General features: G+C 71.7%; 27 protein-coding genes. 11 read left to right on the top strand and 16 right to left on the bottom strand.

All coding sequences use genetic code 11. The features are described 5' to 3' along the window. Positions 1–13 precede the first annotated feature (13 nt). On the top strand, positions 14–745 hold the full coding sequence (locus LN251_RS29830) for a LysE family translocator (protein WP_458247279.1): 732 nt from the start codon (positions 14–16) through the stop codon (positions 743–745). A gap of 34 nt (positions 746–779) precedes the next feature. Here LN251_RS29830 and LN251_RS29825 read toward each other — a convergent pair whose 3' ends face one another. Beyond that, positions 780–1,982, bottom strand: a complete 1,203-nt coding sequence (locus LN251_RS29825) for an alkane 1-monooxygenase (RefSeq protein WP_458247278.1) — start codon at positions 1,980–1,982, stop codon at positions 780–782. Between the two features lie 202 nt (positions 1,983–2,184). On the opposite strand from LN251_RS29825, the gene LN251_RS29820 reads away from it, so the two are divergent. Continuing rightward, positions 2,185–2,820, top strand: a complete 636-nt coding sequence (locus LN251_RS29820; protein ID WP_458247277.1) for a TetR family transcriptional regulator — start codon at positions 2,185–2,187, stop codon at positions 2,818–2,820. Between the two features lie 249 nt (positions 2,821–3,069). Here LN251_RS29820 and LN251_RS29815 read toward each other — a convergent pair whose 3' ends face one another. Beyond that, positions 3,070–3,741, bottom strand: a complete 672-nt coding sequence (locus LN251_RS29815; RefSeq protein WP_458247276.1) for a class I SAM-dependent methyltransferase — start codon at positions 3,739–3,741, stop codon at positions 3,070–3,072. A 51-nt stretch (positions 3,742–3,792) separates the two neighbouring features. Continuing rightward, the gene (locus tag LN251_RS29810; protein ID WP_458247275.1) at positions 3,793–5,352 is read right to left on the bottom strand and encodes a LuxR C-terminal-related transcriptional regulator; all 1,560 of its coding nucleotides are present in this window, start codon (positions 5,350–5,352) and stop codon (positions 3,793–3,795) included. A 202-nt stretch (positions 5,353–5,554) separates the two neighbouring features. Here LN251_RS29810 and LN251_RS29805 point away from each other — a divergent pair, with 202 nt between their 5' ends. Then, positions 5,555–5,989, top strand: a complete 435-nt coding sequence (locus tag LN251_RS29805) for a hypothetical protein (protein ID WP_458247274.1) — start codon at positions 5,555–5,557, stop codon at positions 5,987–5,989. Between the two features lie 221 nt (positions 5,990–6,210). Beyond that, complete coding sequence (locus LN251_RS29800) at positions 6,211–6,522, top strand: WhiB family transcriptional regulator (RefSeq protein WP_058927550.1); 312 nt, start codon at positions 6,211–6,213, stop codon at positions 6,520–6,522. Between the two features lie 35 nt (positions 6,523–6,557). On the opposite strand, the gene LN251_RS29795 is transcribed toward LN251_RS29800, so the two are convergent. From LN251_RS29795 to LN251_RS29765, 7 genes are all read right to left on the bottom strand, one after another. After that, complete coding sequence (locus LN251_RS29795; RefSeq protein ID WP_458247273.1) at positions 6,558–6,956, bottom strand: STAS domain-containing protein; 399 nt, start codon at positions 6,954–6,956, stop codon at positions 6,558–6,560. A 73-nt stretch (positions 6,957–7,029) separates the two neighbouring features. Beyond that, on the bottom strand, positions 7,030–7,353 hold the full coding sequence (locus tag LN251_RS29790; RefSeq protein ID WP_458247272.1) for an SCO5918 family protein: 324 nt from the start codon (positions 7,351–7,353) through the stop codon (positions 7,030–7,032). A 6-nt stretch (positions 7,354–7,359) separates the two neighbouring features. Next, the gene (locus LN251_RS29785; protein ID WP_458247271.1) at positions 7,360–7,674 is read right to left on the bottom strand and encodes a CBS domain-containing protein; all 315 of its coding nucleotides are present in this window, start codon (positions 7,672–7,674) and stop codon (positions 7,360–7,362) included. Between the two features lie 89 nt (positions 7,675–7,763). Then, complete coding sequence (locus LN251_RS29780) at positions 7,764–9,233, bottom strand: DEAD/DEAH box helicase (protein WP_458247270.1); 1,470 nt, start codon at positions 9,231–9,233, stop codon at positions 7,764–7,766. 179 nt (positions 9,234–9,412) lie between these two features. Then, entirely contained in the window at positions 9,413–9,616 is a 204-nt protein-coding gene (locus LN251_RS29775) for a cold-shock protein (protein WP_314197735.1), read from the bottom strand. Between the two features lie 185 nt (positions 9,617–9,801). Beyond that, entirely contained in the window at positions 9,802–9,966 is a 165-nt protein-coding gene (locus tag LN251_RS29770; protein WP_458247269.1) for a hypothetical protein, read from the bottom strand. A gap of 126 nt (positions 9,967–10,092) precedes the next feature. Then, entirely contained in the window at positions 10,093–10,437 is a 345-nt protein-coding gene (locus LN251_RS29765) for a hypothetical protein (RefSeq protein WP_458247268.1), read from the bottom strand. 520 nt (positions 10,438–10,957) lie between these two features. Between LN251_RS29765 and LN251_RS29760 the strand changes: the two genes are divergently transcribed. The 4 genes from LN251_RS29760 (at position 10,958) to LN251_RS29745 (ending at position 12,557) form a co-directional block, all read left to right on the top strand. Further along, positions 10,958–11,362, top strand: coding sequence for a DUF5994 family protein (locus tag LN251_RS29760; protein ID WP_458247267.1), 405 nt, complete (start codon positions 10,958–10,960; stop codon positions 11,360–11,362). Between the two features lie 2 nt (positions 11,363–11,364). Next, on the top strand, positions 11,365–11,835 hold the full coding sequence (locus tag LN251_RS29755; RefSeq protein ID WP_458247266.1) for a DUF5994 family protein: 471 nt from the start codon (positions 11,365–11,367) through the stop codon (positions 11,833–11,835). Between the two features lie 67 nt (positions 11,836–11,902). Further along, on the top strand, positions 11,903–12,370 hold the full coding sequence (locus tag LN251_RS29750; protein ID WP_458247265.1) for an SRPBCC family protein: 468 nt from the start codon (positions 11,903–11,905) through the stop codon (positions 12,368–12,370). 28 nt (positions 12,371–12,398) lie between these two features. Next, positions 12,399–12,557, top strand: a complete 159-nt coding sequence (locus LN251_RS29745; RefSeq protein WP_458248240.1) for a hypothetical protein — start codon at positions 12,399–12,401, stop codon at positions 12,555–12,557. Positions 12,558–12,572: 15 nt separating this feature from the next. Here LN251_RS29745 and LN251_RS29740 read toward each other — a convergent pair whose 3' ends face one another. Further along, positions 12,573–13,769 (bottom strand): PP2C family protein-serine/threonine phosphatase, encoded by a 1,197-nt coding sequence (locus LN251_RS29740; RefSeq protein WP_458247264.1) that lies wholly within the window; start codon positions 13,767–13,769, stop codon positions 12,573–12,575. Positions 13,770–13,961: 192 nt separating this feature from the next. On the opposite strand from LN251_RS29740, the gene LN251_RS29735 reads away from it, so the two are divergent. Then, positions 13,962–15,035: an NAD(+)/NADH kinase gene (locus LN251_RS29735; RefSeq protein ID WP_458247263.1), complete on the top strand. Its 1,074-nt coding sequence runs from the start codon at positions 13,962–13,964 to the stop codon at positions 15,033–15,035. A gap of 6 nt (positions 15,036–15,041) precedes the next feature. Here LN251_RS29735 and LN251_RS29730 read toward each other — a convergent pair whose 3' ends face one another. The 5 genes from LN251_RS29730 to LN251_RS29710 form a co-directional block, all read right to left on the bottom strand. Continuing rightward, complete coding sequence (locus tag LN251_RS29730; protein WP_458247262.1) at positions 15,042–15,188, bottom strand: hypothetical protein; 147 nt, start codon at positions 15,186–15,188, stop codon at positions 15,042–15,044. Between the two features lie 145 nt (positions 15,189–15,333). After that, the gene (locus LN251_RS29725; RefSeq protein WP_458247261.1) at positions 15,334–15,621 is read right to left on the bottom strand and encodes a hypothetical protein; all 288 of its coding nucleotides are present in this window, start codon (positions 15,619–15,621) and stop codon (positions 15,334–15,336) included. Positions 15,622–15,971: 350 nt separating this feature from the next. Beyond that, complete coding sequence (locus tag LN251_RS29720) at positions 15,972–16,208, bottom strand: hypothetical protein (RefSeq protein ID WP_458247260.1); 237 nt, start codon at positions 16,206–16,208, stop codon at positions 15,972–15,974. Positions 16,209–16,267: 59 nt separating this feature from the next. Beyond that, positions 16,268–17,671, bottom strand: a complete 1,404-nt coding sequence (locus tag LN251_RS29715) for a sensor histidine kinase (RefSeq protein ID WP_458247259.1) — start codon at positions 17,669–17,671, stop codon at positions 16,268–16,270. Next, entirely contained in the window at positions 17,668–18,357 is a 690-nt protein-coding gene (locus LN251_RS29710) for a response regulator transcription factor (RefSeq protein WP_458247258.1), read from the bottom strand. Before LN251_RS29710 ends, LN251_RS29715 begins: the two co-directional genes overlap by 4 nt. A gap of 332 nt (positions 18,358–18,689) precedes the next feature. On the opposite strand from LN251_RS29710, the gene LN251_RS29705 reads away from it, so the two are divergent. Together LN251_RS29705 and LN251_RS29700 are read left to right on the top strand one after the other, a co-directional pair. Continuing rightward, complete coding sequence (locus tag LN251_RS29705; protein ID WP_458247257.1) at positions 18,690–20,942, top strand: MMPL family transporter; 2,253 nt, start codon at positions 18,690–18,692, stop codon at positions 20,940–20,942. After that, entirely contained in the window at positions 20,939–21,652 is a 714-nt protein-coding gene (locus LN251_RS29700) for an LmeA family phospholipid-binding protein (RefSeq protein ID WP_458247256.1), read from the top strand. Before LN251_RS29705 ends, LN251_RS29700 begins: the two co-directional genes overlap by 4 nt. The last annotated feature ends 286 nt before the right edge of the window (positions 21,653–21,938 follow it).

The following is a 21,938-nucleotide window of genomic DNA, read 5'->3' as shown; positions in this document are numbered from 1 at the left end:
AAACGGAGTGCGGATGTCGGTCGACCTCATCGGCTTTCTCGGAGTGGTCCTGGCGGCCTATGTCGTCCCCGGCCCCGACTTCCTCGTCGTGCTCAGATCGGCTGCCGAACACCCCCTCAAGGGGCGGGCCGCAGCGCTGGGGGCCCAGGCCGGCTTGTGCGTGCACATGCTCGCCGCGGCCCTCGGGCTCTCGCTGGTCGCCGCGCGTTCGCCCGTGGTCTTCGACGTCGTCAGGCTGCTGGGTGCGGCTTACCTCGTCCACCTGGGAATCCGGGCGGTCTCGGCCGCTCGCCGGGCGATCCGGGAGCGGCGCGCCGGGCGCGCGGAGACCTGCGGCGCCGAGACCTGCGGCGCGGGGAGCGAGGGCACGGGAACCGTCGACACGAGCACCGGCGACACGGAAGCCACCGCAACACCGCTCAACTCGCCGGAGGGTGAAGCCGGTCACCGCCGCTGGCGGTCCGGTTTCACCCAAGGCCTCCTCACCAACGTACTCAACCCCAAGGCCGCGTTGTTCTTCCTCAGTGTCCTGCCGCAGTTCGTCCATGGCGGCGGATCGACGACCCGGCAGATCTTCTTCCTCGGCTTCCTGGACGTGCTGATCGGCGTCGCCTACTGGTTCGCCCTGGTCGCCGTCGCGGGACGGCTGCGGGCACTTCTGGCCCGTCCGAGGATCCGTGACAGGTGGGAGCTGACCACCGGCTGGCTGTTCATCGCGATCGGCATCGGCGTCGCGGCTGCCTGAGAGACACGCCGCTCGCCACGACGATCCGCCGCTTTCAGCCGGCGCTGCGCGCGCCGGGCCGGGTGGCCGGTGACGCGGCGGGAGGTGTGTCCGCGGTGCCGAAGAGCCGGCGTCGCAGGGGCGGATGGAGGTTGGCCCGGGTCAGGTCACTGGTGTAGTGCGTCATCAGCCGGTGGTCCATCACCCGGCGCCACAGCGGCGGGAACCAGGCCAGCACGATCATGGTGGCGTAACCGGAGGGGAGTTGGGGCGCCTCGTCGAAGTGACGGAGGGTCTGGTAGCGGCGCAGCGGGTTGGCGTGGTGGTCGGAGTGCCGCTGCAACTGGAAGAGGAACAGGTTGCTGACCGTGTTGTCACTGTTCCAGCTGTGGCGGGGAGCCACGCGCTCGTAGCGGCCGTCCGGTCGGCGCCGGCGCAGCAGGCCGTAGTGTTCCAGGTAGTTGACCGTCTCCAGCAGGCAGAAGCCGAGCACGGCTTGCAGCGCCAGGTACGGCAGGACCTGCCAACCGAACACCACGGTGAGTGCGGCGAACAACGCGGCCGAGAGGGCCCAGGCGGTCAGGATCTCGTTGTGCGGGCCGTACACCGCGCGTTTGCGCCGGGTCAGACGGCGCGTCTCGAGTTCCCAGGCCGAGCGGAGGCTGCCCCACACCGTGCGCGGAAGGAACCGCCAGAAGCTCTCGCCCATCCGGCTGCTCGCGGGGTCCTCGGGTGTGGCGACCCGCACGTGGTGGCCGTGGTTGTGCTCGACGTAGAAGTGCCCGTACCAGGTCTGCGCGAGCGCCATGCGGCTCAGCCGCCGTTCCAACTGCTCACGCTTGTGGCCCAGTTCGTGGGCCGTGTTGATGGCGACGCCGGCTACGACTCCTGTCGTCGCGGCAAGACCCAGGTCGTCGGCGACCGACAGCCGACCGGTCGCCCACTGGCCGCAGGCCCAGATGAGGGCGCCGAACTGAAGCGGCAGATAGAGGTAGGTGCACCAGCGGTAGTAGCGGTCGGCCTCCAGGCGCGGCATGGCCTCGTCCGGCGGGTTGGCACCGTCCGGTCCCGTCAGCCAGTCGATGAGCGGGATCAGGGCGAAGGCGAAGAACGGTCCCCACCACCAGAAGGCGCGCAGGTGCGTGAGGGCGACCAGGCCGCCCGCCTGGAACGGCAAGGTCGGCACTGCGAGGGCGAGCAGCCACAGGGGGCGCTTGGGATCCCGCCAGGCGCGGGCATCGTACGGCGCTGGCTCCATGAGGACTCCTTGACGAGGGCGCGGGCTTCCGCCGCACCGATCCGGGACGGCGGAAGCCCGCGCTGGGGGGGGGTGGGCCGACAGTGCCACGGAGACGAGAGCGCTGACAAAGGGGGCGCCGTGTAAACATTCTGACCTCAAGTCAGATATGCGGTATGCGGCTCGGGGTCACGGGAAGACGAGGGGATGGCACACTGCCGGGGTGCGTGAGAGCCGTCCTTCCCTTCCCTTCGAGCCCCGCCCCGATCCGCCGCGTGTGGCGTGGCGCAAGCAGATGCGCGAGCGGGTGCTCGAAGAGGCCCGCGCGCTGGCCGCCGAGGGCGGCTGGGACCGGGTGAGGGTGGCCGACCTCGCGCTGCGGGCGGACGTCTCCCGGCCCTCGATCTACAAGGAGTTCGGTGACCGGGCGGGCATCGGGCAGGCGCTGGTGTCCCGCGAGACGGAGAAGTTCCTGCTGGGCCTCGCCGTGGTGCTGGACGCGCGCCGTGACGACCTCGCCGCCGCGTTGCGGGCCGGGGTCGCCTACGCCCTGGTCGAGGCGGGTGCCAACCCGTTCATCGGCGCCGTACTGACCGCGGCGCGTGGTGGTACGGACGCGCTGCTGCCGTTCCTGACGAGCAGATCCGAGCCCGTCTTCACCAGCGCCTGGCAGCTGCTGGCGGAGTGGCTGGGCGAGGTGGCGCCGGGGGTGGCGGCAGAGCGCCGGGTGGAGGCGGCCGACCTCGCGGTGCGGCTGACGATCAGCCACATGCTGCTGCCCTCCCCGCTGACCCCGGACGCGCCCGAGCGCGTCTCGCGCGCCGCATGCGCGGTCCTGGGGCTGCCGGCTGCTTCCTGAACAGCGAGCGAGGGTACCGAGTTCCCGATCACCGGGCGCGGACATCGAGCTCGCGGCCACAGGGCGCGGACATCGAGTTCCCGAACACCTGGCGGGGCCGACTTCAGGACGGCCGTCCGGCACCCCGCCGCACCGCTGTGATCCCCGCCGTCCGGCCGGGCCGCCTGCCGGGCCTCGCGGTGTCCGCTGTGACCTGCGTGGGTGCAGCGGAGGACGCGGCGGGGGTGCCAGTGACCCCCGTCGCACCCGTCAGGCGGTGCGCCGGAGCAGATGGAACATGGGCTCCGCCTTACGCAGTGGAGCCGGCATCCCCTCGGTGGGGGCGGGCTCGCTGTCGATGAGGCGCCAGCCGGGAAACGCGATCTCGATGTCCGTGGCATCGGCGCCGCGCGGCAGAGGCTTCGGCACGGCACCCGGCCGGAACGCGAGCAGGATCAGCAGAGCGTCCGGCGCCGCCACTGCGGTGACCGAACGTCCCATGGCGGCGCGCTGTCCGTCGTCCAGGCCGTGGAAGCAGCCGATGTCCACCAGCAGGCGGTACGGCCCGCCGACCTCGGTCCGTTCCAGCGCGGTGACGTCACCCTGAAGAACACGGGCCGCCACGCCCGCATCGGCCAAGCGGGCCCGGGCCCGGCGCACGGCCTTGCCGATCAGATCCACGCCGGTGGCCTGCCAACCGCGCTGGGCGAGAGCGACGAGGTGCAGCCCCGATCCGCAGCCCAGGTCGAGCGCGCGTCCCGGGCCGCCGAGCTCGGCCTCGGCCCGGGCGATCAGTTTGTCGAGTGCGGCCGCGCCACCGGTGCCGGCGCGCTCCCAAGGCGTGAGGTTCAGTGCGTACGCGACGGCGTATCCCCTGCTCATGACGGCTCCCGGGTCGAATCGTTTGGGGTGACCGTAGGAGCCGGCCGTGGTCGTCCGCATCGGCAGAACTATGCAGATCGCCCGCAGATCGCCCGCAGATCGACCGTCGCGTCAGACCAAGTGGTGTTCGTAGGCGAACGCGGTGGCCGCCGCCCGCGACGACAGGCCGAGCTTGGTGAAGATGTTCGCGACGTGCCGGGCGACCGTCTTCTCCGACAGGAACATCGCCTCGGCGATCGCGCGGTTCGTGGCGCCGGTCGCCACCGCCCGAAGCACCTCGACCTCCCGCAGGGTCAGCCCACCGGGACGAGCGGGCACGTCGGACCGGTGGGTCAGGCGGTCCATGCGCCCGATCTCCGGTACGGCTCCCAGCTGCTCGAAGATCCAGCGGGCCGCGTCGTACGGGGCCGGAATCGCCTGGGCCAGCGAACAGGCCCGGCGCAGGCAGGGCAGCGCCGCCGCGGGGTCGCCCTCGGCGAGTCGGACGGCTCCGATCGCCTGCTCGGCGGCCGCGTCGAGCAGCGGGGCCGACCGGCGGCCGGAGACCTCGACGAGTTCCTCGGCCGCGCGCCGGGCCGCCTCGACGTCGTCGGCGGCGAGCGCGATCTCGACGTACGCGGGCAGCATGCGCACGCGCAGTGACGGACGGCTCGCTTCGTCGACGGCGCGGCGGATCGCGGCGAGCGCCGCGCCGGTTCGCCGTTCGGCCAGGCGCAGCAGGGCGAAGCCCGGCTGTGGGTCGTGCCCGACGCGAAGCGCCGCCTGGTAGGCCGTGTCGGCGGCGACGAAGTCGCCCCGCAACCGCAGGAGTTCACCGTGCTGGTAGAGCGCCATCCCGGTGGCCGGGTCATGGGCGAGGGCCTCGGCCTGCGCACGCGCCCGGGCGACCTCCGCGTCCGCATCCGGCCAGGAGCCGGTGAGCTGGAGGATCTCGGCACGGTGGACGGTGCACTGCCCGCGGTAGGAAACCAGGTCCGGTTGTGCGGCGCACCACCGGCTGAGCGCGCTGGTCCACTCCCTGCTGCGGCGGACGTCGAAGACGTCCCGGCAGGTGTTGATGACCGCGCAGTAGACAAGGCCGACCAGTTGAGGCGAGACGTCCTCGGCGGTGGTCACCCGGACCATCACCTCGTCCAGCTCGGAGAGTCCGGCTTCGACGTCACCGCCGCCCACCAGGGCCTGGCCGTGCGCGTTGTGGGCAAGGACGGCCAGGTCGGCGTCGCCGAACCGCCCGGCGTACTCGATCGCCTGCTCCGCCACGGCGAGCGCCGTCGGCAGATCGTTGCCGAAGAACGCGGCCATGGCGCGCGGCACGAGCAGGAACCCGGCCCACACCGAATCGGTCACGCTGTGAGCGTCGAGGACGCTTCGCACCCGACCGAACCATCCACCGCCGCGGGCCGCCTCGCCGCGCAACGTGAGGGCGAGGGCCAGCCAGTACGCCACCCTGCACGCACCGTCGACGTCACCCGCGCGCGCGTAGGCGTGGTGCGCCCGCTCGCGGGCGGCGTCGGACTCGGCGTCATGGCCGGTCAGGAACGCGGCGAGCCCCCACCGCTCCAGGTCTACGGCGGTGAGGTCGCCGCCCGCCGCAGCGGCGAAGAGAGCACGGGCGGCGCCCCATCGATGCTGGGCGTATGCGGCACGCGCCGCCTCCGGTCCTGCCGTCACAGCGGGGATCATATGCGGGGCGATGCCACTCGGGTCGGTCCGTGGCCGGTGTCTTATGGTTCCGGAATGAGCAACTCGGCTGCGTCTGCTGTTCTCACCACCGGTGACCTGTCTGAAGCGATATGTGCGGCGCGCACCTTGCTGGGTCTGGCGGACCTCAGTCAGGCAGAGGTCGATTTCGAAGCCGTCGTCAGGTCACCGGGTGTCCTGGCGCAAGTACGTCACGTACTGCCTGATCTGCAATGGTGGGCGCTGGCCGGCAAGGAGCACGGTTCGGCGGAGGCCCGGCGACGACCCGGCGGACTGCCTGCCGATCCGCGTGTTCGACTGGTGTCGTCCGCTGGACCGTGCCGAGCCCTTCATCGCCGCTCTGGGGCCGGACCCCGCGGCCGTCCGGTGGGATCTCACTGCCTGGCCCGCGGTTCCCGAAGCGGGACTGGAGGAGATCTCGCAGAAGTACGCGTACCTCACGCTGACCGTGAACTCCCGGGATCTCTACCAGGACGAGCCCTCGCAGGACCATACCGTTCATGTGCACGGCCGGGATGGCGACGCCGACCAGATCGCCCGTGTCCACTGGTCGGCCGCCCGGGTGGGTGGTCGATTCACGGGCAGAGTGGAGTTGGCACCTCTCTAGCAGCGGGTAGGGCGGCCGTCGGCCGACCCGACGCTGATCGGTGGGCTCTGCAAACATCGCCTAACGCCTCCGTGCCCAGGAAGCAAGCGCCGGTCACCCGAAGGTGTGACGCTGCGGCGCAGATGCAGGAACGGTCCTCCTGGCAACGTAACGTCATATGCCGGTCGATCATGGCCGGAGGCAACCCGCAGGACGATGACGGGAGAGGACGGCATCACGCAATGACGGAGACGGACTGGAGTGAGCAAGGGCTGTGCAGGAAGGCCGACCCCGACGCCCTGTTCGTCGAGGGGGCCGAACAGAACCGCGCGAAGGCGCTGTGCAACGGCTGCATCGTCCGCACGGAGTGTCTCGCCTACGCCTTGGACCAGCGCATCGAGTTCGGTGTGTGGGGCGGCATGACCGAGCGAGAACGTCGTGCCCTGCTGCGGCGACGGCCGACGGTCACGTCCTGGAGGCGTCTGCTGGAGATGGCCCGGGTGGAGCACGGACGTACGGGAGCCGTCACCGCGGCCGTCCGGCAGGCGAGTTGATGCTCCGCTGACCTACCGGGAGCCGACGGGGCCCCTCAGGCAGGGGAGGGGGCCGGGCCGTGCGCTGCCGCTGTCAAGCCGTTCCAGGCGTCCTGGGCGCTGGCATGGGCGGGGAAGCGGTCGAGCAGACCGCCCGTCAGCAGCACGAAGTCGATCACCGTACTGCTGTGGACGACGCGAACCCAGCCCTGCCGGGCCCTGCAGTCGTCCCACGCCGCCGCCAGCGGCTCCAGGATGCTCGTGTCGGAGAAGGTCACTTCACGGAGGTCGACGATGAGGAAGACGCGCCCCGCTCCGGCGCGAGCCTCATCCAGGGCGTGGGCCAGGGATGCGACGGTCCTCGGGCCCAGATCGCCCCGGGCGAGCACCATGCGGCATTCGGCGAACAGTTCGGGCGTGGGGGAGGGCTCGGCTGGGTCGGGACGAGGACGCATACGGTCCATCTCCTGTGTCCGGTCTGTCCGGTGAACGCTGTGACGAGGGGCGGCCGAGTGCCCGTCGCAGGTGTCACGCGTCGCGTCGGACGGGGCTCCCGAGCAGTGCTGAGGCGACCTGGAGAGGGGTGAAGGCTTCCGGGGCCTCGGGTGTGGCGGCCTCGGGACGGCGGTGGCAGGTGAAGCCGAGGTGGGTCATGGCGCGGGTCACCTCGCCGCCGGTGAAGTCGCGGCGGTCCTGCCGGGTGATCACCTCACCTACCTGCATCACGGGATAGCGACGGCGGCCGATGGTCACGGAGTCGCCGATGACCGGTTCGGGCCGGACCCCGGCCATGGAGGCCAGCACTCCGTTCCTGGTCAGTTCGAACGGGTACCGGGCGATGACGCAGCGCATGGTGCCTCACAGGGAGAAGACGGAAGGGGAGACGGCGACCGGGCGCGGAGCGCCGAGGACGTCACGGAGGCGGACGCGGTCGGTGTAGGCCAAGCTGTCGCGGTGCGCGACGAGTTCGGCCCGGGAGACGGAGCCGGTGCGCTCGTCGTCCGCGTCGCACAGGAGCAGGCGCGCCACCCCGGCGCCGGCCATGACGGACAGAGCCACCTCGACGGTCATGTCGTCACCGACCCGCAACTCGGTCGAGTCCAGGTGGTCGGGCCTGGTCGCAAGACCGGAACCGAAAGCGGTGTGGCTGGGACGGGTCTGAACGGGTGTCACGGCTGCCTCCTGCGGCACGAGTGGGTGTGGGGCATGGGATGGCATCGGACCGGCGGTCGGCGCCGGGTCGGTGGCGGGCCGCCGCCCCGTCACGCGGCGCGTCGTGTTCCCGTGGACCGGCCTCGGGCGGTGCCCCCTCGTCGGCCTCGGGACGACGCCGACGTGCCTGCCGCGGTCCGGCGGGCGGGTTTCACGGTCGGCGCGGCGATGACCACCGGCACACCCGACGGGGCCTGGGCGCCCGTGATGCGGCTGAGCGCCACCTCACCCGAACGCACCGCAGTGACCGTCGGTTTGATGCCGGCCGTAGCCATCATCCGGGCCACGCCCCGGCGTTGGCCGGCGGTGACGAGGGTGACGACACTGCCGGACGCGCCGGCCCGGGCCGTACGGCCGCCGCGGTGCAGGTAGTCCTTGTGGTCGCCGGGCGGGTCCACATTGACGACCAGGTCGAGGTCGTCGACGTGGATGCCGCGCGCCGCGACGTTGGTGGCCACCAGCACCGTGACCTGGCCGTCCTTGAACTGGGCCAGTGTGCGGGTGCGTTGCGGCTGGGACCTGCCGCCGTGCAGGGCGGCGGCGAGAACGCCGTTGCCGAGCAGGTGCTCGGTCAGCTTGTCCACCGCGTGCTTGGTGTCGAGGAACATGATCACTCGGCCGTCTCGCGCCGCGATCTCAGTGGTCGTGCGGTGCTTGTCCGCCTCGTGCACATGGAGGACGTGGTGCTCCATCGTGGTGACGGCACCGGCCGAGGGGTCGACGGAGTGGACCACCGGGTCGCTCAGGTAGCGGCGCACGAGCAGGTCGACGTTGCGGTCCAGCGTGGCGGAGAAGAGCATGCGCTGACCGCCGGGACGCACCTGGTCGAGGAGGGCGGAGACCTGGGGCATGAACCCCATGTCGGTCATCTGGTCCGCTTCGTCCAGGCCGGTGACGGCGACGTCGTGCAGGCGGCAGTCACCCCGCTCGATGAGGTCCTTGAGCCGCCCCGGTGTCGCGACGACGACCTCCGCCCCGTCCCGCAGCGCACGCGCCTGCCTGCCGATCGACATCCCGCCGACCACCGTGGCCAGCCGCAGTCGCATGACGCGGGCGTAGGGGGTGAGCGCGTCGGTGACCTGCTGCGCGAGCTCGCGGGTGGGCACGAGAACGAGTGCCAGCGGCTGCCGCGGTTCGGCGCGCCGGCCCGCGGTACGGGCCAGCAGGGGCAGACCGAAGGCGAGGGTCTTTCCCGAGCCGGTACGGCCACGGCCGAGGACGTCACGGCCGGCCAGGGAGTTCGGCAGAGTGGCCGCCTGGATCGGGAAGGGAACGGTCACGCCCTGTTGGCGGAGCGCGGCAAGCAGGGCCGCCGGCATGGCGAGTTCCGCGAACACCTCGACCGGGGGCAGCGCCGGTTCGATCGTCTTGGGAGGCTCGAACTCGGCGTGTGCAGCGGGAGAGGGGACCCCGCGGCCCTGCGGACGGCTCCTGGTGTGGGTGCGGCCCGCCGACGGGTTCGCGGAGCGGTCGTACGAGAACGGGGTGCGGGTGGCGCGTGATGAGCGAGCTCGGTTCATGCGGAACCTTCCTCGATGCGGGCGCGTATCAAGGAATTCCCGCAGCACGTCGAACGGTGCAGAGAATCGCCGGAACGTGCCGAAGGCAACGGGGGTGAATCCCCCGTGAAAAAGCAGCGAACTGGGGCCCGCACCCCAAGGTGCGGGCCCCAGCTGCGAAAGATGCGTCAGAGCCGGTGTCAGGCCGGGACGATGTTCTCGGCGGTCGGGCCCTTCTGGCCCTGAGCCACGTCGAACGAGACCTTCTGGCCTTCCTGAAGCTCACGGAAGCCCTGAGCGGCGATGTTCGAGTAGTGCGCGAAGACGTCGGCGCCGCCGCCGTCCTGCGCGATGAAACCGAAGCCCTTTTCGGCGTTGAACCACTTCACAGTGCCGGTGGCCATGTCATTTCTCCTTCGGAAACGGTGCGCGGAGGCGCTCGTGCGCACTCCGTGTCGCCGTGATGATCAACCCGTCAGAGAATGAACCCTTTTGGCAAACCACAACTGCAACCTGATTCGACAGTAGCACGGCGTGCTCGATCATGGGGCCGGGAATAATCTCGTGAATTTCGTGTTTCAGCGCCGATTTACCGTCCGGCCCCGGCCGAAAATCGGGCGGCCGTGTCGGCGGGCTCCCTGGACGGTACGACAAGAGACACCCAGCGTCCCACCGTCTCGCAGTCCAGGGTGATCAGGCCGGTGTCGTGGACGGCATCGGTCGACTCCACGGTGATCACGCGGCCGGGCGTCATCACAGTGGGGGGTCAACAAAGCCACGAGCGAAGGCAGTTCGAGCAGTTCGAGTTCCAGGAAGCCGCGTACGGCTGTCCGTCGCGTCACTCGCCGGGAACGGGCCTGCCTTCCCTTCGCCGGGGCGCTCAGGCTCGCAGGAGGCGACCGGCGAGCTCCCGGTACTCGCGCAGGGCGAGGCGACATTCGGTGGACTGGGCCTCGGGGTCCAGGTCCGCCCAGCTCGCGCGGAGGGCCCGCCGCCGCTCGGCGAGAGCGTCGACCAACTGGGCCGCGGCTTCGTCGAACGCGCCCTCCGCCTCCTCCAGAGCCGCGCGCGGGTTGTCCGCGAAGGCGTTGACGGCGTGACCGAGGCGGCGCACGATCTCTTCCCGCCCGTCCGGGGGGAGCAGCGGCTCCGGGCCCGTGGCACGGCGTCCAAGGGGAGCGGAGGCCCCGTCCGCGGGCTGCTGTGCGCGTGTCTGGTCGTACATGGTCGTGTGTACCGCTTTCCTGGAAGTTGGGGCACCGTCCGAAGACGCCGTTCGCCTTCTCGACGGTTCGCTGCAGGCTTGAGGAGACCCTGTCGACCCTGCCCCTGCGGGCCCTGCGCCGTCCAGCCAGTCAACGTCCGACGACCACAGGTGTCAACGTGACTCCGCCCGGACGCGCGCCTGCCCAGGGCGCCCATCAGGAACACTGCGGTCTTTCCCGCACGAAGAGTAGGGTGGGGACGGCAGGTAGGTCCCGCCTACCCGACAGGTCGTCCCGGGCACACCACCATCCCCAGCGGCAGTCCGTGACCTCGGCCGCATCTCGGCTCCAGTGGCCCGGCCAAGCGCAGGGCCGTTTCCGCGTCAACCAGCCCCAGACCTACGACGGCCCCCTTCTCCTCCGCCGGACGGCCAGGCTTCCGCGCGTGAGGGAGCAGAGTGGCCGTGCCACGCCGGGTCGCAGCTCGCTAAGCCCGACCTCGGCCTCTCATTCGTGCAAAGGCAGTTGCCAGGAGCCGTCATGAACACTGCACAACCACCCCCGCCTCCCCTCCCTCCCCCCTTGCGTCTGCGGCTGGTGCCCCAGGGTGCCCTGCCCAGGCCCATCGACGGAGCGTGGTGGCCCCGTTCGTACGACCTGCTCGCCGAACTTCCCAGCCTGCTCGCCGGGTTGCCGCGGACGTGGGGTCACGTCACCAGCGTCACCGTCAACGGCGCGGTCTGGCCCACGACGGCGGGCCGGATGCTCGTGTTCAACCAGGTCGTACACGTGCACAGGACTCTTGCCGCGTCCGCCCCGCACACAGTCGTTCTGCTCGCCCCGGGCCAGGGACGCTGGGACCTGCTGGTCGTACCTCCGGACACGACCGCGGAAGCCGCGGAACCGCTCATGGCGGCCGCGGCGGGCTCCTCCACGGGAGGCTGACCATGGACACCGGCCAGCATTCTCCGCAGGCGCCCCGACTCGCGCCGCACGTCCACGGCGACGTGAAACCCGGTACGGCCGTCGTACGTCTGGAAACGACGGATGATCGGCAGGGCGTGCTCGACGGGGCGTGGTGGCCGCGCTCCCACGACATCGCGGCCGAACTTCCCTCCCTGGTCTCCGCGTTGACCGCGCACCTGGGGCCGGTCACACGGATTGGCCTGGACGCGGCGGCCTGGGAGGAACTGCCGACGCGGCTGATCGTCGACGACCGTGTCGTCCACATCGACTCCTTCCCGGTCGGCGACGACACCGTCCTCGTCACCCGGGGTGAGGCGGACCACTTCTCCCTCCTCGTGATCCCGCCGGACGCCACGCCCGAATCGGCGCGCGCCGCCATGGCCGAAGCGGTCCGCGCCGACAATGCCACCCCGGCCGCACAGATCCTCATCGACACCGGCATCGGGATGTAACAGCGGCCGGCCGCCGCGGGCCGGCGTCCCGGTGTCGATGTCGGTGCCCGCCCGTAGCCTGACGGGTATGTACGAGACCCGGCTCACACGGCACCTCAACGCCTCGCGCACGGCGGTCTACCGCGCGCTCACCGACCCCGAGGCGCTCGCGAAGTGGCGGGTGCCCGACAACATGACCAGCACAGTTCATGAGTTCGAGGCACGAGAAGGCGGTGCGTTCCGGATCTCGCTCACGTACACGACTCCCGGTGACACGGGTAAGTCGTCCGAGCACACCGACACCTACCACGGCCACTTTCGACGACTCGTCCAAGACGAGAGGGTGGTGGAGGTCTTCGCGTTCGAGACGTCCGATCCCGCGCTCTGCGGCGAGATGACGCTGACGACGACGCTCGCGGATGCGCCGGGCGGCGGCACGGAGGTCACCATCCATCACGAGGGCGTCCCGGACGCGGTGCCGCCCGCGGACAACGAAGTGGGGCAGCGCATGGCCCTGGACAACCTGGCGAAGCTGGTGGAGAAGCCGGCCTTCTGAGATCGGCACCGCACGTGGGTCGAGCGACGTGCTGGGAGAGATCGGGCGGCGGTTCGGCAAGCCGGTGCTGATGGATCCGGAGGGTGGTTACGGCCGTCCGCTGCTCGGGTTCGATGTCGCGGCCGACCGCGTCGTTCTCCTCGCGGAGCCACTGGCCAGGTGCGCGCACCCCGACGCCGACCGGTGAGCAGGGGCCCGGTGGTCAGGAGTCGACGGTCACTCTTCGGCCCGTGTGAACGGGGCCGTGCCAGTCCAGGCACAGGGTGGTGGCGTCGTCTCGTACGAACCCGTTGCAGGCCTCGCTGACCTCGGTCACCAGGGTGCGCACGACCTCGCGCGGGTGCTCGGAGGCGGTGGAGCGGATGAGGTCATGCAGGTCGACCTTCGCCGCTTGGCGTTCCTGCATGCCGTCCGTGTAGAGCACCAGGCGGTCACCGGGGCGCAGGTCGAGGTCCTGCACCTGGTACGGGCCCTGCCAATGGACACCGAACGGCAGGTTGACGGTCAGGCGCAGTACCTCGACCTGGCCGTCGCGCAGCCGGAGCGGCCATGGGTGGCCGGCGTTGACGAGCTGCGCGCGGGTGCCGTCGAGGGCGATGCGCAGGAACTGGCCGGTGGCGAAGGTCCGTCGACCGTGGTCCAGAAGGGCCTGGTGGGTCAGGCGGGCCTGTTCGGCCAGGTCGACGCCGGAGCGACGGGCGCCCCGAGAGGCGTTGACCAGCAGGGTGGCCATGAGTGCGGCGTTGACGTCGTGGCCCATGGCGTCGGTGATGGACAGGTGCAGGGTGTCCTGATCGAGGGAGTAGTCGTAGGTGTCACCGGCGATGTCGGAGGCCGGGACGAGAGCGCCCGCGAGCGCGAACTGGGCGGCTTCACAGGACGGGGCCGACGGCAGGAGCTGGCGCTGGATCTCGGCGGCCAGGCTCACCGAGGTGGTGCGGTTGCCCCAGTGGTAGAGGTCGGTGAAGCGGCGGTCGGTGACGATGATGTAGGCCAGCGCGTGCGCGGCCTCTTCCACCTGCTTCAGCACGTCCTCTGTCACATCGGTGAGGAACAGTTCCAGTACGCCGATGGCGTCGCCGCGGTTGGTGACGGGGGCGAGTACGCGTTGTCCCTGCTCGCCCTCGGGCGCCAGCACCAGTTTCTGGGTGCGCAGGACCTCGTCGTAGACCCCGCTGCCGCTGAGAGGGACCTGATCGGTGCGTTGCCCCGGCCGTGTCTCCGCCTCGTCGCTGACCCGCAGCAGGCGCCGGCCCACGACGTCGACGAACAGGAAGGACACGTACCGCGCGTCGAACCGGTCGCGCAGATTGCGTGCCACGACATCCAGGGAGCCCACCGGCGCGGCGTCCTCCGCCGCCGTGAGCACCTCAGCCAGTCCGATCCGATCGCTTGCCACTCCAGCCTCCCTGGGTCGGTAATCCTTCTTCCCCCTGAGACGGCGGTATTGCATCCGAGCTGCGGACGAGGCTTCGGCCAGGGCGGTACGGCGCCCCTGGCGACTCGCGGCCCACCGAGCAGGCCCCGCGCGGGCGACACTCCCTACGGTGGTTAATCACCGGGTGACCGAGAAGAACTGCCGGAGGCGGATGTGACAGTGAAGCGGCTCGGCCTGGTCGTCCACGGTGGGCGTCCCGAGGCCGTGGAGGCGGCCGGCGTGGTCCGTGCGTGGTGCGAGGAGCACGCCGTGCGGTGCGCGGACATCGACGTGTGGCACGACGGCGGGCGGCGCGGCGCCCGCGAGGAGGTCGCGGCCGCGGGCGATCCCGAGCTCGTCGTCACCCTCGGCGGGGACGGCACCTTCTTGCGCGGTGCCCGGCTGGCGGCGAAGAACGACGCCCTCGTCCTGGGGGTCGACCTCGGCCGGGTGGGCTTCCTCACGGAGGTGTCGGCCGCCGGGGTCCGGGAGGCACTGGACGCGGTGCGCGAGGACCGCATCGGGATCGACAGCCGCATGCTGCTCGCCCTGCGGGCCTCCCGCCGCCTGGAGGTGCCGGAGCACATGGAGCCGTGGGTGCGGTACGGCCGCGGCCCGCTGCTGCCGCCGCCTCAGGTGCGTAGCGACTGTGACGTGGATGCCGACTGGGGCATCCCGCTAGACGTCACGGCCCTCAACGACATCGTCCTGGAGAAGCTGGCCAGGGACCGCCAGGTCTCCGTGGGCGTCTACGTCTCCGGCCGCCTCCTGGCCTCCTACTCCGCCGACGCCTTGCTCGTGGCCACCCCGACCGGCTCCACCGCCTACAGCTTCGCCGCAGGCGGCCCCGTCGTCTCGCCCCGTGCCGAGGCCCTGATCTTCACACCGGTCGCCCCGCACATGGCCTTCAACCGCTCCATCGTCACCGCCCCCGACGAACCGATCGGACTGCGCGTGCTGGAACGTTCGGGACCGGCGGCGGTCAGCATCGACGGCCAGCTGCGGGGCGTACTGGATCCGGGCGACTGGATCGGGGTGTACGCCGCCCCGCGGCGTCTGCGAGCGGTGCGGCTGGGTCCGATGGACTTCTACGGCCGCCTGCGCGAGCGCATGAACCTCACGGACGCCCCGGCCGCGGTGGCCGACGGGTCCCCGCCGCCGCTGTGGTCCGTGACGACGCCTCCGCCCGCGGACCTCGCCCATCTGGCACTGCTGACCACCCCGGACGGCTCCTCACCGCTGTGGTGAGCGCCGTCACCAAGGTTCCGCGTCCGGGTCCTGGCCCAGCAGCTTCGCTGCGGCCGCGCAGAGGTCTCTGCCGAAGATCTGGTTGCTGCCCCAGTCGGAACCCCACAGGTCGGACGCGGCCCTGCGCCACCGCGCGCCAGGAGTAATCCTCATCGCATCGCCACCTGCGGATCTGCGCGGCCATCTCCGGTGTGATCGTCGTCGGGTCACCGATGCGCTCTGTCATTCCGGCGACCCTAGGGACGCCGGGCGAAGGGGGCCACCGCACCGGATCGCTCGCCTGCCTTCGGCGCGGGTGTCACACGGTCGTCAGCGTTCGCCCGCTCGGCACCCGCACGTTTGGTGCGGCGAAGCCGCTGCGCACGCGGGCCGGGATGCGCCGCAGGCTGATCCTCAGGTCCTGGTCGGGGACGGTGCAGTCCAGGTCGGCCAGGCGGATCGCGAGGGCTTCGAGGAGACCGATCGTGAGGCCTTCGCCGGGGCAGCGGTGGCCGGTGCGCGGCTCGCCACCGCCCTGCGGGATCAGTTCGTCCCGCTGGACCGTGCGGTGAGAAGCCGTCGTCGGACATCTTCCAGCCGCTGACACTCACCGTGATCGCACCGGTGTTGTACAGCTCCACCGTGTCGTTGTTCGAGGAGGTGACCTCGTCGATGCGGACGTTCTGGTAGCCCGCCGGATCCGCGGCGGCCGCGGGCTGAGCGGCGACCAGCCCGGTGGCGAGCAGTCCTGAGAACGTCAGAGCCGCGGCGCACACGGAGGCGACGCCGACGCGTGAGTGTGAAGTAGGCACGAGGCGGAACTCTGGTGAAACCACTTTGAAACGGCGTGGACTCCGGCTGAATGCCGCCTGCTGGCCGTCGGAACGCCAGGCGATCGCGCCGGTCCCGCCGGAGACGGCCATCTGCTGCCGTGAACGCCCGACAGTCCATATGGCCTCACCCCGCGCCTGCCTGACGGGCGCGAGCCGGCGCCCGCTCGGCCCGGCGCTGGAAGCCCGGGCCGTACCTGCCCTCCGCGATTCCCCGTACGACGCCGTCCACGGCCGCTCGCCGGGCCGCGTCGTCGACCAGGGACAGGGCCTGGTCGAGGTCGTCGCGCAGACGCCGGGGCGCGTCCCGTTCCGGGCCGCTGGTGGTGCGGCGCCACGTCGGCCTTCGCAGCCTGCCTCCCATGCCGTGCCTCCTCCGTCTGTCCGTGAGCACGAGCCTGACGGGGTGTCATGAGCCGGATGTCAGGGGAGTGTTCGGTGCGTGTAAGGGGCGTCGGGGCGTGACGGGAGCCGAACGGTGAAGCAGGCGCCGCCCTCGGGGGCCCGGCCCGAGGCGGTGATGGTGCCGCCGAGGCGGGTGGCGAGACGGTGGGCGATGGCCAGGCCCAGACCGCTGCCGACGGGTCGCACCCCGCGGTAGCGGTCGGTGAGCGCGCCGCGTTCGAAGGCGACCGCGATGTCGTCGTCGGTGAGGCCGGGGCCGCCGTCGCGCACCTCCAGCAGAGCGCCGGGTTCCTCCGCCCGGACGGCGAGGACGAGGGGTTTTCCGGCCGGGGTGACGCGCAGGGCGTTCTCGGCGAGACCGTCCACGAGTTGCCGTACCCGGAAACCGTCGGTGATCAGCGGCAGCGGGTGTGCCGGGCGTTCGACGCGGAAGTCCACGGCGTGCTGCGCGCAGCGCACCGACCATGCCTGCGCGGCCTCCGCCACCAGCGCGTCGAGGTCGACCTCGACGCTGTCGAGCCGGAAGTCGTCGGCCTCCAGGCGGGCCAGGGCCAGCAGGTCGCCGACGAAGCGTTCGAGACGTTCGATCTCGCCGCGCAGGATACGGCCGGCCTCGGGCACCTCGTCGCCGGTGACGACCTCGTCGGCGAGGGCCTCGGCGTAGCCGCGTGCCGTGGTCAGCGGGGTGCGGATTTCGTGGGACACGGAGAGCAGGAATTCCCGCTGCCGGTCCTCGCTGTGGGTCAGCGCAGCATCGAGCAGGTTGAGCGCACCGGCCAGCTCCGCCACCTCCGCCGGGCCCTCGGCCGGCACGGTCAGCCCGCGCTCGCCCTGCGACAGGCGGTGCGCGGTCCGCGCGGCCGACACGAGCGGACGGGCCAGGCGGCGGGCCAGCAGCGCACCGGCGAGGGCCGCGCCGGTCAGGCCCAGGACGAACGGCAGGACGAGGCTGCCGCGCATGCGGTCGGTGGCCTCGTCGACGGCGCTCATCGGCTGGGTGAGGACCAGGCCGCCGCCGGTGGGCGTCGGCGCTCCCTCCACCAGCACCTCGCGGCCATCGAGCCGTGCCGTCGCGGACAGTTCCTCCCCGGACAGCAGCGCCTCGCGGCTCTTGGCGTCGACCGCGGCCGCCGCGGGCCCGTCCACCGCGCCGGAGGGGCGGACGAGGGCGAGCCGGATGTCGTCGGCGCCGGCGATGCGCTCCTGCCGGTCGAGCATCCAGGCGGCGAGCGGGGGAGTACGGGCGAGGACCTCGGCCTGCCGGGAGAGTTGCCGGCGTTCCTGGGTCTCCGCGTTCGTGCGGATGACCCGCCAGGCGAACAGCCCGGTCAGCACGACGGCCACGGCGGCCACGGCGGTGGTGAGCAGCACGATGCTGCCGGCCAGGGAGCCGCGGCGGCCGGGTCCGCGCAGGGTGATCATCGGCCGTCGGCGTCCGTGACGCTGTAGCCGACCCCGCGGACGGTGCGCAGGGGGCTGGCGGAACCGAGCTTGGCGCGCAGCTGCGAGACGTAGACGTCCATCACGCGCGTGTCGCGGTAGCCGGCGTACCCCCACACCTGGGCGAGCAGCTGCTCGCGGGTGAAGACCTGGCCGGGGTGCCGCATCAGGAAGGCGAGCAGGTTGAACTCGGTCGTCGTCAGCTCCACCGGCCGGTCGTCGACGTGCAGGGTGCGGCGGCCGGCGTCCAGCGCGAGACGTCCCACCCGGCGCACGGGGTGCTGCGGCGGTCCGGCGGCGCGCCGCAGCAGGGTCTTGACGCGGGCCACCAGCTCCTGCGGCGAGAACGGCTTGGTGAGGTAGTCGTCGCCGCCCAGTTCCAGGCCGAGGATGCGGTCGGTCACCTCGTCCCGTGCCGTCACGAACAGCACGGGCGTCCAGTCGCCCTCCTCGCGCAGCCGTCGGCAGACCTCCATGCCGTCCATGCCGGGCAGCGCGATGTCCAGGACGACCGCGACCGGGCGCATGCGACGGACGGCGGCCAGAGCGGCGTCACCGGTGCTCTCGACGTGCACGCCGAAGCCTTCCCGGCTGAGGTAGCGCCGTTGGAGGTCGGCGATGTTGCGCTCGTCCTCGACGACCAGGACGAGCCCCTTGCTCTCCGGCATGTGCCTCTCTTTCCGCAGCCCGGCCACTGATGCTAGCCACCTCCGGCCGGCCCGAGCGTCCGCGCGAGCGGCCCTTACACACCCCGAACATGCGCCGAACCTCCCGCTCGTACGCCCCGGCCACGCTGAGACCGCCGATCAAGAGACGGCCGAAGGGCTGACCCGCTCGCCGGGCGGCCATGGACCACCGGCAGGGTGTACCCCACCGGTGCGCCACGACCAGGGACAAGGCCGCCGGCGCAGCACCCCGCCCTCACCCGACACCACCACTGACCACCCCCACACACCACCGACCCAGAGCCATGAGACGTGGCCCGAGAAGGAACGACTGCATGACCGACGCGCCGGCCACCTCCCCACTACCCGACCGCCCCGAAGCGCCCGAACGCGCCGGACGGCTCCATCGGCTCGGCCGGTGGTGCGCACGGCGACCGTGGTGGGTGATCTCCGCCTGGCTGCTGGTGCTGCTCACCGCGCTGGCCGCCGACCGTGCCTGGGGCGGCAGTTACGACGACGATTTCGCCCTTCCCGGCACCTCCGTGCAGACCGGTTCCGATCTGCTGGACGCGCACGGCTCCGACAGCGTCCGCGGCACCGCCGCCCAGATCGTGCTGCACACCGCCACCGGTTCCCTCGCCGCACACAGGAGCGCCGTCGACACCGCGGTCACCGACTTGAAGAAGCTGCCCCAGGTGATCGCGGTGGCCGATCCGCTGAGCACGCCCGGCGCGGTCTCCACCGATGGCACCACCGGCATCATGACGGTCCGCTTCACGGAGAACCCCGCCCGCTTCGCCCCCTCCTACCTCGACGGTGTCGACGACGCGGTGCACGGCCTGCGCGCCGACCGCGTCCAGGTCGAATACGGCGGCCCGCTGGGCCAGTTGGCCCGCCCCAAGGCCGCCGACCGGCTGTCGGAGGTGATCGGCCTCGTCACCGCCGTCGTCGTGCTGCTGGCCGGATTCGGCAGCGTGGCCGCCGCCGGACTGCCGCTGCTGACAGCGGTCGTCGGGCTGCTGACCGGGATCTCGCTGCTCGGGCTGCTGGCCGCGGCGTTCACCTTCGGCAACGCCGCACCCACGCTGGCCACGATGATGGGCCTGGGCGTCGGCATCGACTACGCCCTGTTCCTGATCACCCGGCACCGCCGGTTGCTGCGCGACGTCGACGATCCGGCGCCGGCCGCCGGCCGGGCCGTCGCCACCAGCGGCCGGGCCGTGATCGTCGCGGCGGCCACCGTCGCCCTCGCTCTCGGCGGCCTGTACGTGTCCGGCGTGACCTTCATCGGCACCCTCGGTGTCGCCGCCGGTCTGACCGTCCTGATCGCCGCCGGCGCCGCGCTCACCCTCGGACCCGCCTTCCTGGGAGTGGCGGGCCGCCGCATCGACCGGTGGCGGGTGCGCACCCCCGTCGACGAGCCGACCGGCACCGGCGACACCTGGCATCGCTGGGCCGCCACCGTGGGCCGCCGACCCTGGCAGTTCCTCGCCGTCGGCGCACTCGTGCTGGCCGTCCTCGCGATACCGGCCGCCTCCATGCGCCTGGGGCACGTCGACAACGGTGCCGACCCGGCCGACTACACCGACCGCCGCGCCTACGACCTGATCGCCGACGGCTTCGGACCGGGCACCAACGGCCAGTTCACGGTCGTCGCCGACCTCACGGACGCACACGTCGACAGTGCCGCGCTGTCCCGGACCCTGCATGACGCTCTGGCCGCGACCCCCGGCGTCGCCCGTGTCACCCCACCTGCCGCCGTCGACACGACCCTGCTCATCGCCACGGTCACACCGCACACCGGCCCACAGGAGCAGGGCACCTCTGACCTGATGCATCGCCTGGAGGACCACACGCTCCCCGACGCCCTCGCCGACTCCGGCGCCCGCGGCTACGTCACCGGCGTCACCGCGGCCCAACTCACCTTCCGCGACGTGGTCCTGGACCGTCTGCCGGTCATCGTCGCGGTGGTGGTCGCGGCGGCCTTCCTCCTCCTGCTCACCGTCTTCCGCAGCCTTCTGGTCGCCCTCAAGGCCGCCCTGCTCAACCTGCTGTCGATCGGGGCCGCCTACGGAGTCGTCGTCGCGGTCTTCCAATGGGGCTGGGGCGGCTCGCTGCTCGGCGTGGACGAACCCGTCCCCGTGGAGTCGTACGTACCGATGATGATGTTCGCGATCGTCTTCGGCCTGTCCATGGACTACGAGGTCTTCCTGCTCTCCCGCATCCGCGAGTCCTGGCTGCACACGAAGGACAACCACGCGAGCGTCGCCGCCGGGCTGGCCGGCACCGCCCGCGTCATCACCTGCGCCGCCCTCATCATGACCAGCGTCTTCCTGGCCTTCCTGCTCTCCACCAACGTGGTGATCAAGATGCTGGCGCTCGGCCTGGGCGTGAGCGTGATCCTCGACGCCACCGTGGTGCGGCTCGTCCTGGTGCCCTCCACCATGTACCTGCTCGGGCGGGCGAACTGGTGGCTGCCGCGGTGGCTGGACCGGCTTCTGCCCCACCTGGACCCCGAAGGCCCCGCGCCCGCCCAGGCCCCGGCCGGCCAGGCCCTGCCGGCCGCGACGACGGGAGGCAACGGATGATCCGCGCCGCGTTCCGGCGACACCGGGCGGCAGCCGTCACCGCCCTCGCCCTGGCGCTCGTCCTGCTGACCGTCACCGCGGCCGAAGTCGCCGCGCGCACGATGCTGCGGGAGCGCCTGGCCGTGGCGGCCGGCCGGGCCCTCGGCCAGGACAGCACCGTCGACATCGACGGCGGCCCGGCCCTGCTCGCCCTGCTCGACCGGCACCTCGACGCCGTGACCATCAGCAACGACCACGCCACCCTCGGCCGTATCCCCGACGTGTCCGTCCGCGCCCGCCTTCAGGACGTACGCCTGACCGGGGACCGCTCGGGCACCGTCTCCGCCGTTCACGCCGACGTCGACGTCCCCGCGGCGTCCCTGCGGAGCATGACCGGCGCGAACGGGGGCCGGCTGCCCGTCACCGGCGTGCGCCTCGACGAGAAGAGCGGCACCGTCGTCCTGGACCTCGGCCAAGGCGGCCTCGGGCAGGCGACCGTGCGACCCGCCCTCCAGGACGGCCATGTGACGCTGCGTCTCCAGGAGGCCGAGATCCTCGGCCGTCCCGCGCCCACCCGCCTGGTCGGCCGTATCCAGAACGCACTGACCGCGCGGACCGACGCCGACTACCCCCTGGGCCTGAAGGCCACCCGCCTCGACGTCACGGCCTCAGGTCTGTCCATCGGCCTCGACGCCGGCCGCACCCGGCTGCCGGAGCGGACGAAGACATGACGAGGGAACGTGGCGATCTGAGCGAGCGACGGTTCGCGGACAACGTGGGCTGCACGGGTCGCCGGCGCCGTGCAGGAAGGCACTCGAGGGTCTCACCCCGACCGCTGAAGCGCACCGGGCGAAGTGGCCCGTGCGCCGACGAACCGGGAAGTGCCAGAGGTGCGGGTATGGTCCTGACCCTTCCCGGCCGTCGCCCACATGATCGAGGGTGCGACCCCCGGTCCCGATAGGGCCGAACAGTCCCTGCCTGAGCCTGTCCATAGGGGCCAACGGCCCTATTTTTGGA

The organism is Streptomyces sp. MAI_2237 (assembly GCF_054189285.1).
Note: the sequence above shows the minus strand (reverse complement) of the source record. Positions and strands in the feature narration are given on the sequence as shown.